Here is a 15018-nt window from a genome sequence, read left to right as displayed (position 1 = left end):
CAGACCTCTGCCCATTGGGGACATCCATGATCTCCCGCGAAGAACGCACGCCGCTGTCCGACTGGTGGTGGACCGTCGACAAGCCGCTATTGGGTGCGATCTTCGCGCTGATGCTGACCGGCGTGATCCTGTCGCTGGCGGCAAGCCCACCGGTGGCGACCCGGATCGGGCTCGATCCCTTCCACTTCTTCGGCCGCCACGTGCTGTTCTTGGCTCCGGCCTCCATCGTGCTGGTCGGCGTCTCCTTCCTGTCGCCCAAGCAAATTCGCCGCACGGCGCTGATCGTGTTCGCACTCAGCATCGTGCTGATCGTGGCGACGCTGCTGTTCGGCCCCGAGGTGAAGGGATCGAAGCGCTGGATCACGCTTCTCGGCGTCAACATCCAGGCGTCCGAATCGGCAAAGCCCGCCTTCGTGGTCGTCGCGGCCTGGCTGTTTGCAGAGTCCACCAAGCGCCCGGAAATGCCGGCGACCTCGATCGCGCTGGCGCTGCTGTTGATGCTGGTCACGCTCCTGGTGATGGAGCCGGACTTCGGCCAGACCATGCTGATCCTGATGGTGTGGGGCGCGCTGTTCTTCATCGCCGGCATGCGGATGATCTGGGTGATGGGGCTGGCAGGCGCCGCCGCCGCCGGCCTGTTCGGCGCCTATCTGTTCGTGCCGCATGTCGCCGGGCGCATCAAACGTTTCATGAACCCGGCTTCCGGCGACACCTTCCAGGTCGACATGGCGATGGAAGCCTTCTTCAACGGCGGCTGGTTCGGCTTAGGTCCAGGCGAGGGGATCGCCAAGCGCAGCCTGCCGGACAGCCATACCGACTTCGTGTTCGCGGTGGCAGCAGAGGAGTTCGGCATCATCCTCTGCCTGACGATGCTGGCGCTCTACGCCTTCATCGTGATCCGCGCGCTGTCGCGCGCCTATGCCAGCGAGGACATGTTCGCGCGCTTTGCCGCATCCGGCCTTGCGATCCTGTTCGGCGTGCAGGGCGCTATCAACATGGCCGTGAATCTGCAACTGATCCCCGCCAAGGGCATGACGCTGCCGTTCGTCTCCTACGGCGGCTCCTCGATCATCTCGCTCGCCTTTGGCGTCGGCATGATGTTGGCGCTGACGCGGCTGCGCCCGCGCACCGAGGTGGAATCGAACAACGCCGCCGGGGCGCTACGCGGCTACGTGTGAGCGACCGACTTCTCGCTTTTCGCCGCGGCCGGGTTCGCCGGTTTTGCGATATTCCGGTTGTTCTCGTCGACGATCACGACGCGCGGCTGAAACTTGCGGGCTTCGTCATCGTCAAAGCCTGCATAGGCGACGATGATGACCTTGTCCCCCACCATCGCCAGGCGCGCTGCGGCGCCATTAAGGCCAATGGCGCCCGACCCTGCGGGAGCCTCGATCACATAGGTCGAAAACCTGGCGCCGGTATCGATGTTATAGATATCGACGCGTTCATTGACGAGGAAGCCGGCGGCGTCGATGAGGTTTCGATCAATGGAAATCGATCCCTCATAGTGCAGGTCCGCTTCCGTGACATGCGCACGATGAATCTTGCCCTTCATCAAGGTCACTTGCATCGAGAGTAATCCCGTGTTGCCGCCTTTGAATTTTCGGGTGCCCGAATAGGGGCCCGGAGGCCAAGCGTCAACGTGGAACACGATCTTGGTTGGAATACCTACAACGGACGAGGGACCCAGCACGGTCATCCTCCGCAGCGCTGCTTGAGGAGCAGATTTTCGTCATCTTCGCGACTTCCGCTCTGGTGACGAACGCCCCGGTGTCGGCTATGAGACCCCATGATGACTCCACCTCTCATTCTCCTAGCCGCGGGCGGCACCGGCGGCCATCTGTTTCCTGCGGAAGCCCTCGGCGTCGAATTGATCAAGCGCGGCTACCGCGTGCGGCTTGCCACCGACTCGCGCGCGCTACGCTACAGCGGCCTCTTCACGAAGGACATGACCGATGTCGTGCCGAGCGAGACCGTGCGCGGCCGCAATCCCATCTCGCTGGCGCGCACCGCGATCATGCTGGGTTACGGCATGGTCGTTGCGCTCAACCTGGTGCGGCGGCTGAAGCCGGCCGCGGTGGTCGGCTTCGGCGGCTATCCGACCGTGCCGCCGCTGCTCGCTGCGCGCCTATCCGGCGTGCCCGGCATCATCCATGATGCCAACGCCGTGCTCGGCCGCGCCAACCGTTTCCTCTCCGGCCGCGTCAATGCGATCGCAACCTCGCTGCCCGGCGTGCTCGATCGCGATCCGGCGCTGTCAGGCAAGACCACCACCGTCGGCACGCCGATGCGGCCGGCGATCCTCGCCGCCGCCGGCATCCCCTATGAATCGCCGCGAGCCAACGGCCCGCTGCGCCTGCTCGTGGTCGGCGGTAGCCAGGGCGCGCGCGTGATGAGCGACATCGTTCCGCCGGCGATCGAGCGGCTGGAGCCGGCACTGTGGAGCCGCCTCATGCTGACGCAGCAGGTGCGCGAGGAGGATATGGCGCGGGTGCGCGCGGTCTACGATCGGCTGAAGATCCATGCCGAGCTGGCGCCTTTCTTCGCCGACCTGCCGGCGCGGCTCGCCCAAAACCATCTCGTGGTCTCGCGCTCCGGCGCCGGCACGGTGGCTGAGCTCGCCGCTATCGGCCGGCCCTCGATCCTGGTGCCGCTGCCGGGCGCGATCGACCAGGACCAGTTCGCCAATGCCGGCGTGCTGTCGCAGGCCGACGGCGCCGTTCGCATCGTGCAGAGCGAGTTCACGCCGGACCGGCTGGCCTCGGAAATCTCGGCCTTGGCCGCCGAGCCCGCGCGCCTCACCGCCATGGCCGCTAGCGCCCGCAGCGTCGGCCGGCTCGATGCCGCCGAGCGGCTGGCCGATCTGGTAGCGAAAGTCGCGGGAATCTGACGTTCCGGCCTGGAATCTCGATGAAAAACCGCTTGTCATGCCCCGCGAAAGCGGGGCATCCAGTACGCCGCGCCGCCGATTTCGATAATGGGCCGCGCGGAGTACTGGATCGCCCGCATTCGCGGGCGATGACACCGGAAAGGCCTGCATGAGACTGCCGCGCGAGATCGGACCCATCCATTTCATCGGGATCGGCGGCATCGGCATGAGCGGCATCGCCGAAGTCCTCGGCAATCTCGGCTACACCGTGCAGGGCTCCGACGCCGCCGACGGCTACAACCTCGACCGCCTCCGCAAGAACGGCGTCACCGTCTTTGTCGGCCACAAGGCCGAGAACATCGGCCGTGCCGCCGTCGTCGTGGTCTCCTCGGCGATCAAGCGCGACAATCCGGAGCTGGTGGCGGCGCGCGCGCAGCGCATTCCTGTGGTGCGCCGTGCCGAGATGCTGGCCGAGCTGATGCGGCTGAAGAGCTGCGTCGCCATCGCCGGCACCCATGGTAAGACCACGACCACCACCATGGTCGCGACCCTGCTCGATGCCGGCGGCCTCGATCCCACCGTCATCAACGGCGGCATCATCAATGCCTACGGCACAAATGCGCGGCTGGGCGCCGGCGACTGGATGGTGGTGGAGGCCGACGAGAGCGACGGCACCTTCCTGAAGCTGCCGACCGATGTCGCCGTCGTCACCAATATCGATCCCGAGCATCTCGACCACTTCAAGACCTTCGAGGCGGTGCAGGAGGCGTTCCGCGCTTTCGTCGAGAACATCCCCTTCTACGGCTTTGCAGTGATGTGCACCGACCATCCGGTGGTGCAAAGCATGGCCGGCCACATCGAGGACCGCCGCATCGTCACCTATGGGCAAAACCCGCAGGCCGACGCGCAGCTCGCCGATCTCACCGCCATTCCCGGCGGCTCGAAGTTCAAGGTCGTGATCCGCGACCGCAAGAACGGGGCGAGCCATGAGATCGCCGACCTCGTGCTGCCGATGCCGGGCCGCCACAATGCTTCGAACGCCACGGCGGCGATAGCGGTGGCGCATGAACTCGGCGTTTCCGACGAGGCGATCCGCAAGGCGCTCGCCGGTTTCGGCGGCGTCAAGCGCCGCTTCACCAAGACCGGCGAATGGAACGGCGTCACCGTGATCGACGATTACGGCCATCACCCCGTCGAGATATCGGCCGTGCTGAAGGCGGCACGTGAGTCGTATCAAGGCAAGATCATCGCCGTGGTGCAGCCGCATCGCTACACCCGACTGCGACAGCTGTTCAGCGAATTCTCCAACTGCTTCAACGACGCCGACGCGGTTATTGTGGCGGAGGTTTATCCGGCCGGCGAGACACCGATCGAAGGAATCGATCGCGACCATCTCGTCGCCAGCCTGCGCGCCCACGGCCACCGCGAGGTGATCGCGCTGCCGAACGCTGGCGAACTCGCGAAGATCGTGCGCGGCGTCGCCACGACTGGCGATCTCGTGGTCTGCTTGGGCGCCGGCAACATCACGCAATGGGCCTACGCGCTGCCCGGCGAATTGAAGGCGCTGGATTAGCCGTGACCTTCCCCGACCTCACCGCCGATCTCAAGGCCGCAATGCCGCAACTGCGCGGGCGGCTGCTGGCCAACCAATCGCTGGCCGAGCTCACCTGGTTTCGCGTCGGCGGCCCGGCCCAGGTGCTGTTCACGCCGGCGGATGAAGACGACCTCGCCTACTTCTTGAAGCACCTTCCTAAGCAGCTTCCGGTCTACGTCGTCGGCGTCGGCTCGAACCTGATCGTGCGCGACGGCGGCATTCCGGGCGTGGTGATCCGCCTTGCGCCGCGGGCCTTCGGCGAAGCCAGTGCGCAAGGGGATGTCGTCACGGCCGGCGCCGCCGCGCTCGACAAGCGCGTGGCGGAGACGGCGGCATCGGCCAATATCGGCGGCATGGAATTCTTGTTCGGCATTCCCGGCACCGTCGGCGGCGCGCTGCGGATGAATGCGGGGGCCAATGGCCGCGAGACCAGGGACGTGTTGATCGAGGCTGTTGGCATCGGCCGCGACGGCGCAAGGCACGTCTTCTCCAATGCCGACATGAAGTTCGTCTACCGCAGCAGCGGTGTCGATCCCTCCATTGTCTTCACCTCGGCCAAATTCCGCGGCGTCATCGCCTCGCCCGAGGCCATCCGCGCGCGCATGAACGAGGTGCAGACCCACCGCGAAACGGCTCAACCGATTCGTGAAAAGACCGGCGGCTCCACCTTCCAGAACCCGCCCGGCAACAGCGCCTGGAAGCTGATCGATGCCGCCGGCTGCCGCGGCCTGCGCATCGGCGGCGCGCAGGTGTCGGAAATGCACTGCAACTTCCTGATCAACACCGGCAACGCCACCGGCGATGACATTGAAACGCTGGGCGAAACCGTGCGCGAGCGGGTTAAAGCGAATTCCGGTATAGAGCTGCATTGGGAAATCAAGCGGATCGGGATTCCCGATTGATTGTCATTCCGGGGCGATGCGAAGCATCGAACTATGGGGCGCCCTTGCGCCCCTGAGAATCTCGAGATTCCGGGTTCACGCTGCGCGTGCCCCGGAATGACGGACGTGAGGAAAGATGCGCAACACCATTCTGTTCGGCGGCACCAACAAGGAGCGGCTGGTCTCGGTCGCCTCGGCTCAGGCGCTGTGCGAGGCGCTGCCCGAGGCCGACCTCTGGTTCTGGCATGTCGCCGATACCGTGCATGAGGTGAGCAGGGCCGAGCTGCTCGGCCACGTCAGGCCGTTCGAGGACGAGTTCAAGCCGGAAAGCCGCGGCGTGCCGCTGGCGCAGGCGCTCGACCGGGCCAAGGCGGAGAGCCGCGTGCTGGTTCTTGCCCTGCACGGGGGCAGGGCGGAGAACGGCGAGTTGCAGACCATGTGCGAGGTCCGCGGCGTGCCCTTCACCGGCTCCGGCTCGGCGTCCTCGCATCTTGCGTTCGACAAGACCGCGGCAAAACGCTTTGCGGCCATCGGCGGCGTGCCGTCGCCCGCCGGCATCGAGCTCGGCCATCTCGACGAGGCCTTCGCCGAATACGGCAAGCTGATCGCAAAGCCCGTCAAGGACGGCTCGAGCTATGGCCTGATCTACGTCGTTGCGAAACAGGATCTCGTCGCCGTCCGCAACGCCGCGAAGACCGAGGAATATCTGATCGAGCCGTTCATAACCGGCACCGAGGCGACCTGCGCCGTGCTGGAGCAGTCCGACGGCAAGTTGTTCGCGCTGCCGCCGATCGAGATCGTCGCGGCGGAAGGGCGCTTCGACTACACCGCCAAGTATCTCCTGAAGTCGACGCAGGAGATTTGTCCCGGCCGCTTCACGCCGGAAGTCACCGCACGGTTGCAGGACCTGGCGGTGAAGGCGCATCGCGCGCTGTCATGCTCCGGCTACACGCGATCGGACTTCATCATCTCGGCGAAGGGGCCGGTTTACCTCGAGACCAACACCCTGCCGGGCCTCACCAGGGCCTCGCTCTATCCGAAGGCGCTGAAGGCGCAAGGCATCGACTTTACCGATTTCCTGCACGACCAGATCGCGCTGGCGATCAAGCACACGCAAAGGTAGGCGATACCCCGGATTGTTCCGGGGCGCCTCAATGTCTGCCAAAACGCGACAAACCTGCGGCAAACCCCTCACAGCACGAGCCAAATCGCTTCCTGGCCGGGCCGGCTTTACCCTTTGTTTACCAGGAAGAACGAAGGTTAACGCTGGCGGCGCAGGTGTGCGCTCGGCCGGCCATGGAGGCATGACCGAGACGCCATTTGTGCCAACGCCCGCAAAGACTTGCGGGTCGAAATCGACGGGCTCGAGCAATGGATGGTGCAGGGCGCTCCAGGCGATCCAGGGGATCTGCGGAGCCGAAGACCGACCTGAAGGCGGCCGCCATCGGCGCGGCCGTGCTGCTGCGCGAGTATTTTGGATTCGATCGTAAACGCGCCAAGGCGAGGGCCGATCGCGAGACGCCGAGCCGCGCGATTCTCTGGCTCGAGCGATATACGCCGCGCCGCGCCGTGCTGACGCTCACGCTTCTCACCCTGCTCGGCAGCGCCGCGCTCGGCGTCGTCAAGGGCGGGCATGTCGATGCCGTGCTGGCGCAGCTCGCCGACGGCCGCAACGCGCTGGCCAATTCCGCCGGCTTCCGCATCACCTCGGTGGTCATCAACGGCCGCAGGCAGCTGAGCCAGGACGAGGTGCTCGGCATCGGCGGCGTCAACGGACGCTCCTCGCTGCTGTTCCTCGATGCCGCCACCGTCCGCGACAAGCTCAAGGCCAATCCGTGGATCGCGGACGCAACCGTGCAGAAATTCTATCCCGGCCAGTTGCAGATCGACCTCGTCGAGCGCACGGCGTTCGCGCTGTGGCAGCAGGACGGCCGCCTCGCCGTGATCGCCGACGACGGCGCCGTGCTGGAACCCTATGTGTCGCGCCGCTTCGTGTCGCTGCCGCTGGTGGTCGGCAAGGGCGCCCAGACCCGCGCCCGCGATTTCCTCGCGCTGCTGGCGCGCTACCCGCAGGTTCACTCCGTCACCAAGGCGGCGATCTTCGTCGGCGAGCGCCGCTGGAATCTGCGCCTGAAGGACGGCCTCGACATCCGCCTGCCCGAGAACGACGTTGGCAACGCGCTGGCCGCGCTCTCGAAGCTCGACAAGGAAGACAAGCTGTTCTCCCGCGACATCGTCGCGGTCGACATGCGCTTGCCCGATCGCCTGACGGTGCAATTGTCCGAAGACGCGGCCAAGGCCCGCGAGGAGCTGTTCAAGGACAAGAAGAAGAAAAAGGCCGGTGACGCATGAGCGGCCTCGATCGCACCCAGACCCCGAAGACGCGGCCGATGACCAGGCGCACGACGCTGGTCGCTTCCCTCGACATCGGCACCAGCAAGGTCGCCTGCATGATCGCGCGGCTGAAGCCGAGCCCGCCGAACGATGCGCTGCGCGGCCGCAGCCATGCGGTCGAATTGATCGGCTACAGCCAGATCCAGTCGCGCGGCATGAAGGCCGGCGCCGTCGTCGACCTCTCCGAATGCGAGCAGTCGGTGCGCCAGGCGGTGGCGCTGGCCGAGCGAATGGCCAAGGTGCGGGTCGAGTCGGTGCTGCTCTCGGTTTCCGGCGGCCGGCTGCAGGGCCATCTCGTCGAGGCCGCCGCCGACATCAAGGGCGGCTCGGTGACATCAGCCGACGTCACCCGCGTCACCTCCACCGGCATGCGTCACGCCACCGCCCAGGGCCGCACGGTGCTGCACACGCTGCCGACCGGCTATTCCGTCGACGGCGTCAAGGGCATCCGCGATCCCCGCGGCATGGTCGCCCGCCAGTTCGGTGTCGAGATGAACGTCGTCACGGCGGACGCCGCCGTCGCGCGCAACCTGATGCTGGCTGTGGAGCGTTGCCACCTCAACGTCGAAGCCATGGCGGCGAGTCCTTATGTCGCAGGCCTCGCGGTGCTGACCGACGACGAGGCCGATCTGGGCGCCGCCGTGGTCGAAATGGGGGCGGGCTCCACCACGATAGCGACATATTCGGCCGGCCGCTTCGTCCATGCGAGCGGATTTGCGCTCGGCGGGCAACACATTACGATGGATCTGGCGCGCGGACTCTCCGCCTGCATTGCGGATGCCGAGCGAATCAAGACGTTATATGGCACCGTGCTGACCGGCGGGTCCGACGCGCGAGAATTGATGTCCGTACCGGCTGCGGGCGACGACGAGATCGACGCCCCGCAGATCGTGTCCCGCGCCACGATCGCAAACATCGTCCGGCATCGCGCCGAGGAGATTTTTGAAATGGTGAGGGACCGCCTGGCGGATTCCCCCTTTGCAGCGGAGCCGAAGGCGCGGGTCGTCCTCTCGGGCGGCGCCTCGCAACTCACCGGCTCGGTCGAACTCGCCACCCGCATCCTGAACCGCCCGGTGCGGATCGGCCGCCCGCTCGGCTTCGGCCGGCTGCCCAGCGAGGCCAAGAGCGCCTCCTTCGCGGTGCCCGCGGGCCTCCTGGTCTATCCGCAATACGCCCATCTCGAACATGTCGAACCGCGGCATACGCGGCAGCTCAGGACAGGGACCAACGGATACTTCGGAAAGGTCGGACGATGGCTTCGCGAGGGCTTCTGATGACCGTCATTACCATCATGCGACTTTCACCAGATCCCGCGGCCGCAGGTCCGGGCGAACCAACGCGCGTTTAGCTACGAGAGGCAACCATGGCAGTCAACATCACTCCCCCTGACATCAGCGAGCTGAAACCGCGCATCACCGTGTTCGGCGTCGGCGGCGCGGGTGGAAATGCCGTCAACAACATGATCACCGCCGGGTTGCAGGGCGTCGACTTCGTCGTCGCCAACACCGACGCGCAGGCGCTGACGATGTCGAAATCGCAGCGCATCATCCAGATGGGCACGCAGGTGACGCAGGGCCTCGGCGCCGGCTCGCAGCCGGACGTCGGCGCTGCCGCCGCGGAAGAAGTGATCGACGAGATCCGCGATCATCTCTCCGGCGCCAACATGGTGTTCGTCACCGCCGGCATGGGCGGCGGCACCGGCACCGGGGCAGCCCCCGTGATCGCCAAATGCGCCCGCGAGATGGGCATCCTCACCGTCGGCGTCGTGACAAAACCCTTCCACTTCGAGGGCGCGCGCCGCATGCGCACCGCGGAAGCCGGAATCTCCGAGCTGCACAAGGTGGTCGATACGCTGCTGATCATCCCGAACCAGAACCTGTTCCGGGTCGCCAACGAAAAGACCACCTTCGCGGACGCCTTCGCGATGGCCGACCAGGTGCTCTATTCGGGCGTTGCCTGCATCACCGACCTGATGGTCAAGGAAGGCCTGATCAACCTCGACTTCGCCGACGTGAGGGCGGTGATGAGGGAAATGGGCAAGGCGATGATGGGCACGGGCGAAGCCTCCGGTGACAAGCGCGCGCTGACCGCCGCGGAAGCCGCCATCGCCAACCCGCTGATTGACGATTCGTCGATGAAGGGCGCCCGCGGCCTCCTGATCTCCATCACCGGCGGCAAGGACCTGACGCTGTTCGAGGTCGACGAAGCCGCCACCCGCATCCGCGAGGAAGTCGACCAGGACGCCAACATCATCGTCGGCGCCACCTTCGACGAGGCACTCGACGGCGTGATCCGCGTCTCCGTCGTCGCCACCGGCATCGACCAGTCGCTGGTTGCCCGCTCGCTGAGCGGGGCGGCCGCGCCCGCCGTGCAGGCTGCGCCCGCGGCCTCGCCGGAGAATCGCCTCGCCGACCTGACCGCCCGCCTGCGCGCCGACAACCAGCGCCTCGCCGAGCGTGCCCAGAAGCTGGAAACCGGCGTCTCGTCCCACGTCGCGCCGGCCGCCGCTCCCGCACCGGGCGTGCAGCGTGCGACCAGCAATGTCGAGCGTGCGGCGCTCGCCGCGATTGCGGCTGCGGTCGCGCCCGAGGCGCCGGCCGCGCCGGCTGCACCTGCAACCTATGGCGACGTCACCGTCCGCCCGGTTGCGCAGAAGCCGACCTTGTTCCCGGACAAGGAGGTCCGCCCCGAATCGCACGAGCCGCCGCCTGCCGAGAACTTCATCCCGCCGGCCGCCGAGCGCCCGCCGTCCCGCAGCCCTCGCATGCCCAAGTTCGAGGACCTGCCGATGCCGGCCCAGGCCGAGATCCGCAAGGCGCAGGGCGAGATCGAGGAGGAGCATCCGCACAAGAAACTGTCGCTGCTGCAGCGCCTGGCCAATGTCGGCCTCGGCCGCCGCGACGAGGAGAGCGAGCCTCCGATTGCCGCCCGCGCCGCCGGTCCCGCGATGCCGCCGCTGCCGGAACGCAAGCAGGGCCGCACCGTGGCCCAGCAGATCGCTGCCAGCGACCCGGTATCGGAGTATGCCAAGCAGCGGCCGGCACCTCAGGGTCTGGACGTCCATGGCCGCCCGGCACCTGTTGCCCCAGCGCCACAGGGCGACGACCATCTTGATATCCCGGCCTTCCTGCGTCGGCAGGCCAACTGAAGTCTGTAACAATTGCGACGATGCGAGGGGTCCCGGTGGCAGCACCGGGACCCTTACTTTTCCACAGGCGCGCCGCGCTGCGACTTTCCGACAAGCGACTGTTTTTCAATGATTAATTTTTCTCTCGTGATTTAGATCGGTATGCTGGAACCGTACAAACCGCCGCTGCAATTTGGTTAAGCTTTGGCGCGAATGCGGCATAGATGGGGTAACAATCCGTAAAAAAGCGTGAGTTGGCGTGCTTTCGGGCAACAACTACAGTTCATCTCGACTTGGGGATGCTTGAAGAATGAGTCCGGTCCGGGAGTGGGTTCGGTCAGTCTTTGAGTGAGTCGGGTAGTGGGCAGTCTTCGGATGAAATTGAACCGTCAAACCACGCTTCGGTCGCAAGCCACCGTGACGGGCGTCGGAGTTCATTCCGGTTTACCCGTCAATCTCACCATTGGACCTGCGCCTGTCGACGCAGGTTTTATTTTTGTCCGTACCGGCCTTGAGGGCGCCGACCGCGAGGTTCTGGCGACCGCTGAGTCGGTTATCGCCACCGATTTTGCCACCGTGCTGGGCGATGCTGAAGGCCCGCTGGTTGCCACCGCAGAGCACATCCTCGCCGCGTTGCGCGGCATGGGTGTTGATAACGCAACCATCGAGGTCGATGGTTCCGAGGTTCCGATCATGGACGGCAGCGCCGCTGCGTTCGTCGCCGCGATCGACCAGGCCGGCGTGGTGGCCCAGCCCGCCGTCCGCCGCTTCCTGCAGGTTCTCAAGCCGGTCACTGCCACGATCGGCGATTCCGTCGGCGCGTTCCGGCCATTTGCAGGCGGGTTCCGCGTCGAAGTCGACATCGACTTCGCCAATCCCGTGATCGGCAAGCAGAGCTACGCGCTCGACGTCAGCCCAGAGCGCTTCCGCCGCGAAATCAGCCGCGCCCGCACCTTCGGCTTCCTCAACGACTTCGCCCGTCTGTCCAGCGCCGGTTTTGCGCTCGGCTCCTCCTTCGAGAACACCGTGGTGTTCGACGGCGAGCGGCTGCTCAACAGCGAGGGCCTGCGCCACGACGATGAATGCGCCCGCCACAAGGTGCTCGATGTAATCGGCGATCTGGCGCTTGCCGGCCTGCCGCTGCTCGGCGCCTTCCGCTCGGTCCGTGGCGGCCACAAGCTCAATCACGCCGCGCTCACGGCACTGCTCGCCGACCGCACCGCCTGGCGCGTGGTCGAGGGCGACGCGCCACGCCGCAGCCGCGTTCCGGCCGAAGCCGGCCGCGCCATCGTCGGCGGCATGGTGGCCCCGGCCTACAGCCCGGACGTCTCCTGAAGCCGTCACCGCGGCCTCGGACCGATTTTCCGCAGTAACCACAATTGGTAAGGATCGTGGCCGCACCGCCTTAATCCGGGCGGAATGCCTGCCTATCCGGTTGGTGGATGGGGTTATTTCGGGTAAGTGTAGCCCGCGGTTGCGCTGCTCACGGGCACCCCGATCCTTGCGGCCATGGCGGGCTGCTCGCATCGCACCACAAGGCGTCAGGTCTAATTCATGTCGGCACAGCGTATGACGCTTCAACGGCGTAAATTCCCGGCCCGGCTGCCGCTGCGGCTGGCCGCCGCCATCGCGCTGCTCGCGCTGCCGCTCGGCGGCTGCGGCACGGGCGCGCTGTGGGACAAGTTCACCCAGAAGGACGACACCTTCGTCGAGGAGCCCGCGGACAAGCTCTACAATGAGGGCTTGTACCTGATGAACCAGCGCAAGGATAACAAGGCGGCCTCGAAGAAGTTCGAGGAGGTCGACCGCCAGCATCCGTATTCCGAGTGGGCGCGCAAGTCGCTGCTGATGTCGGCTTACTCCTTCTACAACGCCGGCGACTACGACAGCTGCATCGGCGCCGCCACCCGCTACGTGACGCTGCATCCCGGCAGCCCGGATGCGGCCTATGCGCAATACCTGATCGCCGCTTCCCACTACGACCAGATCCCCGACATCTCGCGCGACCAGGGCCGCACCGAGAAGGCGATCAATGCGCTCGAGGAAGTGGTGCGCAAGTATCCGACCTCGGAATACGCCACCTCCGCCAAGGCCAAGATGGAAGGCGCGCGCGACCAGCTCGCCGGCAAGGAGATGGACGTCGGCCGCTACTACATGCAGAAGCGCGACTACACCGCCGGCATCAACCGCTACAAGACCGTGGTGACACGTTACCAGACCACGCGCCATGTCGAGGAAGCGCTGTTCCGGCTCACCGAGGCCTATATGGCGATCGGCATCGTCGGCGAGGCGCAGACCGCGGCCGCGGTGCTTGGCCACAATTTTCCGGACAGCCGCTGGTACAAGGACGCCTATAATCTTGTAAAGTCCGGCGGTCTCGAGCCGAGCGAGAACAAGGGCTCCTATATTTCCAGGGCCTTCAAGAAACTGGGCCTCGGCTAGGTTCTGGGTTACCCCGCATGCTGGCGCGACTGTCGATCCGCGACATCGTCCTGATCGAACGGCTCGATATCGAATTCTCCCGCGGGCTTGCCGTGCTCACCGGCGAGACCGGTGCGGGCAAGTCCATCCTGCTCGATGCCTTTGCGCTGGCGCTCGGCGGCCGCGGCGATGCCACGCTCGTGCGCCATGGCGCGGAGCAGGGGCAGGTCACCGCCACCTTCGACGTGCCGGAGAATCATCCAGCGATGAAGATTCTCGCCGACAACGGCCTGGAAGACGCGCGTTCTGAAGACTCCTGCGAGATGATCCTGCGCCGCGTGCAGCTTGCCGACGGCCGCACCCGCGCCTTCATCAACGACCAGTCGATCTCGGTGCAGACGCTGAAGGCCGTCGGCTCGGCGCTGGTCGAGATCCACGGCCAGCACGACGAGCGGGCGCTGGTCGATGCTTCCACCCATCGCCGCCTGCTCGATGCCTTTGGCGGCCACGAAAAGGACGTCGCCGCGGTCGAGCACCTCTGGGAGGCGCGCCGCACCGCGAGCGCCTCGCTGGAGGAGCATCGCGCCTCCGTCGAGCGCGCCGCGCGCGAGGCGGATTATCTGCGCCATGCCTCCGCCGAGCTGAAGCAGCTCGCCCCGCAGGAGGGCGAGGAGACGAGCTTGGCTTCCCGCCGCACCATCATGATGCAGGGCGAGAAGATCGCGACCGATTTGCGCGAGGCGCAGGAGGCGATCGGCGGGGCGCATTCGCCGGTGCCGGCGCTGTCCGCCGCGGTGCGCCGCCTGGAGCGCCGCGCCGCCAATTCGCCGGCGCTGGTCGAGCCCGCGGTGAAGGCGATCGATGCCGCCATCAACGCGCTGGAGGAGGCCGATCAGTATCTGGACGCCGCGCTGCGCGCCGCCGATTTCGATCCCGCCGAGCTCGAGCGCATCGAGGAGCGGCTGTTCGCGCTGCGCGCCGCCGCGCGCAAATATTCCACGCCGGTCGACCGCCTCGCCGCGCTCGCGGTGCAGATGGCTGCCGACGTCGCGCTGATCGATGCCGGCGCCGAGCAGCTGAAGAAGCTGGAAGCAGCGGCGCTCGAGGCCGACAAGCGCTACGCGGCGGCGGCCGCGAAACTCTCTGCTGCCCGCGCCAAGGCCGCGCAAAAACTCGACAAGGCCGTCAATTCCGAGCTGCCGCCGCTGAAGCTGGAGCGCGCCAGCTTCAGCACTCAGCTGGAGGCCGACGAATCCGCGCCCGGCCCGCAAGGCATCGATCGCGTCGAGTTCTGGGTGCAGACCAATCCCGGCACGCGGCCGGGCCCGCTGATGAAGGTCGCTTCCGGAGGCGAGCTGTCGCGCTTTTTGCTGGCGCTGAAGGTCGTGCTGGCCGACCGCGGCTCCGCGCCGACGCTCGTGTTCGACGAAATCGACACCGGCGTCGGCGGCGCGGTGGCGGATGCCATCGGGACGCGCCTTTCGCGTCTCGCCTCGAAGGTGCAGGTGATGGCCGTGACCCACGCCCCGCAGGTCGCCGCCCGCGCCAGCCAGCACCTTTTGATCTCCAAGGACGCCCTCGACAAGGGCAAGCGCGTCGCCACCCGCGTCAACGCGCTCGCCGCCGACCACCGCCGCGAGGAAATCGCCCGGATGCTGGCGGGTGCCGAGATCACCGCGGAAGCGAGGGCGGCCGCGGAACGGCTGCTGAGGGCGGCAACGGCGTGAGCTGT

12 protein-coding genes are annotated in these 15018 nt (G+C 66.5%); 11 read left to right on the top strand and 1 reads right to left on the bottom strand.

The window, feature by feature from the left end; genetic code table 11:
* The first annotated feature begins 26 nt into the window (after positions 1-26).
* The gene (locus tag ACT4OC_RS19335; protein ID WP_444840635.1) at positions 27-1178 is read left to right on the top strand and encodes a peptidoglycan glycosyltransferase FtsW; all 1152 of its coding nucleotides are present in this window, start codon (positions 27-29) and stop codon (positions 1176-1178) included.
* Here ACT4OC_RS19335 and panD read toward each other — a convergent pair.
* Positions 1169-1570 (bottom strand): aspartate 1-decarboxylase, encoded by a 402-nt coding sequence (gene panD, locus ACT4OC_RS19330; protein ID WP_444840634.1) that lies wholly within the window; start codon positions 1568-1570, stop codon positions 1169-1171. The genes ACT4OC_RS19335 and panD overlap by 10 nt on opposite strands.
* Positions 1571-1789: 219 nt before the next feature.
* Here panD and murG point away from each other — a divergent pair, with 219 nt between their 5' ends.
* The 10 genes from murG (at position 1790) to recN (ending at position 15013) form a co-directional block, all read left to right on the top strand.
* Positions 1790-2890, top strand: coding sequence for an undecaprenyldiphospho-muramoylpentapeptide beta-N-acetylglucosaminyltransferase (gene murG, locus ACT4OC_RS19325; RefSeq protein ID WP_444840632.1), 1101 nt, complete (start codon positions 1790-1792; stop codon positions 2888-2890).
* Positions 2891-3038: 148 nt separating this feature from the next.
* Positions 3039-4442 (top strand): UDP-N-acetylmuramate--L-alanine ligase, encoded by a 1404-nt coding sequence (gene murC, locus ACT4OC_RS19320; RefSeq protein ID WP_444840631.1) that lies wholly within the window; start codon positions 3039-3041, stop codon positions 4440-4442.
* A 2-nt stretch (positions 4443-4444) separates the two neighbouring features.
* Positions 4445-5365 (top strand): UDP-N-acetylmuramate dehydrogenase, encoded by a 921-nt coding sequence (gene murB, locus ACT4OC_RS19315; RefSeq protein ID WP_444840630.1) that lies wholly within the window; start codon positions 4445-4447, stop codon positions 5363-5365.
* A 115-nt stretch (positions 5366-5480) separates the two neighbouring features.
* Positions 5481-6467: a D-alanine--D-alanine ligase family protein gene (locus ACT4OC_RS19310; protein WP_444840629.1), complete on the top strand. Its 987-nt coding sequence runs from the start codon at positions 5481-5483 to the stop codon at positions 6465-6467.
* A gap of 248 nt (positions 6468-6715) precedes the next feature.
* Positions 6716-7696, top strand: coding sequence for a cell division protein FtsQ/DivIB (locus ACT4OC_RS19305; protein ID WP_444840628.1), 981 nt, complete (start codon positions 6716-6718; stop codon positions 7694-7696).
* Positions 7693-9012 (top strand): cell division protein FtsA, encoded by a 1320-nt coding sequence (gene ftsA / locus ACT4OC_RS19300; protein ID WP_444840627.1) that lies wholly within the window; start codon positions 7693-7695, stop codon positions 9010-9012. The genes ACT4OC_RS19305 and ftsA overlap by 4 nt, the downstream gene beginning before the upstream one ends.
* Positions 9013-9101: 89 nt before the next feature.
* Positions 9102-10886 carry a cell division protein FtsZ gene (gene ftsZ, locus ACT4OC_RS19295; RefSeq protein ID WP_444840626.1) on the top strand — a complete coding sequence of 595 codons (1785 nt, stop codon included), beginning with the start codon at positions 9102-9104 and terminating at the stop codon, positions 10884-10886.
* A gap of 354 nt (positions 10887-11240) precedes the next feature.
* Positions 11241-12200: a UDP-3-O-acyl-N-acetylglucosamine deacetylase gene (lpxC, locus tag ACT4OC_RS19290; RefSeq protein ID WP_444840625.1), complete on the top strand. Its 960-nt coding sequence runs from the start codon at positions 11241-11243 to the stop codon at positions 12198-12200.
* Positions 12201-12419: 219 nt separating this feature from the next.
* Complete coding sequence (locus ACT4OC_RS19285) at positions 12420-13307, top strand: outer membrane protein assembly factor BamD (protein ID WP_444840624.1); 888 nt, start codon at positions 12420-12422, stop codon at positions 13305-13307.
* Between the two features lie 17 nt (positions 13308-13324).
* Complete coding sequence (gene recN, locus ACT4OC_RS19280) at positions 13325-15013, top strand: DNA repair protein RecN (RefSeq protein ID WP_444840623.1); 1689 nt, start codon at positions 13325-13327, stop codon at positions 15011-15013.
* Positions 15014-15018: the final 5 nt, after the last annotated feature.

This window comes from Bradyrhizobium sp., from assembly GCF_052389815.1.
GTDB lineage: Bacteria > Pseudomonadota > Alphaproteobacteria > Rhizobiales > Xanthobacteraceae > Bradyrhizobium.
This window is presented reverse-complemented; position numbering and strand designations above follow the sequence as displayed.

Bases quoted from the DNA above. Each gene is read 5' to 3' on its own strand.
- murG (WP_444840632.1), top strand. From the start codon at position 1,790: ATGATGACTCCACCTCTCATTCTCCTAGCCGCGGGCGGCACCGGCGGC.
- ACT4OC_RS19310 (WP_444840629.1), top strand. From the start codon at position 5,481: ATGCGCAACACCATTCTGTTCGGCGGCACCAACAAGGAGCGGCTGGTC.
- ftsA (WP_444840627.1), top strand. From the start codon at position 7,693: ATGAGCGGCCTCGATCGCACCCAGACCCCGAAGACGCGGCCGATGACC.
- panD (WP_444840634.1), bottom strand. From the start codon at position 1,570: ATGCAAGTGACCTTGATGAAGGGCAAGATTCATCGTGCGCATGTCACG.
- ACT4OC_RS19335 (WP_444840635.1), top strand. From the start codon at position 27: ATGATCTCCCGCGAAGAACGCACGCCGCTGTCCGACTGGTGGTGGACC.
- murC (WP_444840631.1), top strand. From the start codon at position 3,039: ATGAGACTGCCGCGCGAGATCGGACCCATCCATTTCATCGGGATCGGC.
- recN (WP_444840623.1), top strand. From the start codon at position 13,325: ATGCTGGCGCGACTGTCGATCCGCGACATCGTCCTGATCGAACGGCTC.
- ACT4OC_RS19305 (WP_444840628.1), top strand. From the start codon at position 6,716: ATGGATGGTGCAGGGCGCTCCAGGCGATCCAGGGGATCTGCGGAGCCG.
- ACT4OC_RS19285 (WP_444840624.1), top strand. From the start codon at position 12,420: ATGTCGGCACAGCGTATGACGCTTCAACGGCGTAAATTCCCGGCCCGG.
- ftsZ (WP_444840626.1), top strand. From the start codon at position 9,102: ATGGCAGTCAACATCACTCCCCCTGACATCAGCGAGCTGAAACCGCGC.
- lpxC (WP_444840625.1), top strand. From the start codon at position 11,241: ATGAAATTGAACCGTCAAACCACGCTTCGGTCGCAAGCCACCGTGACG.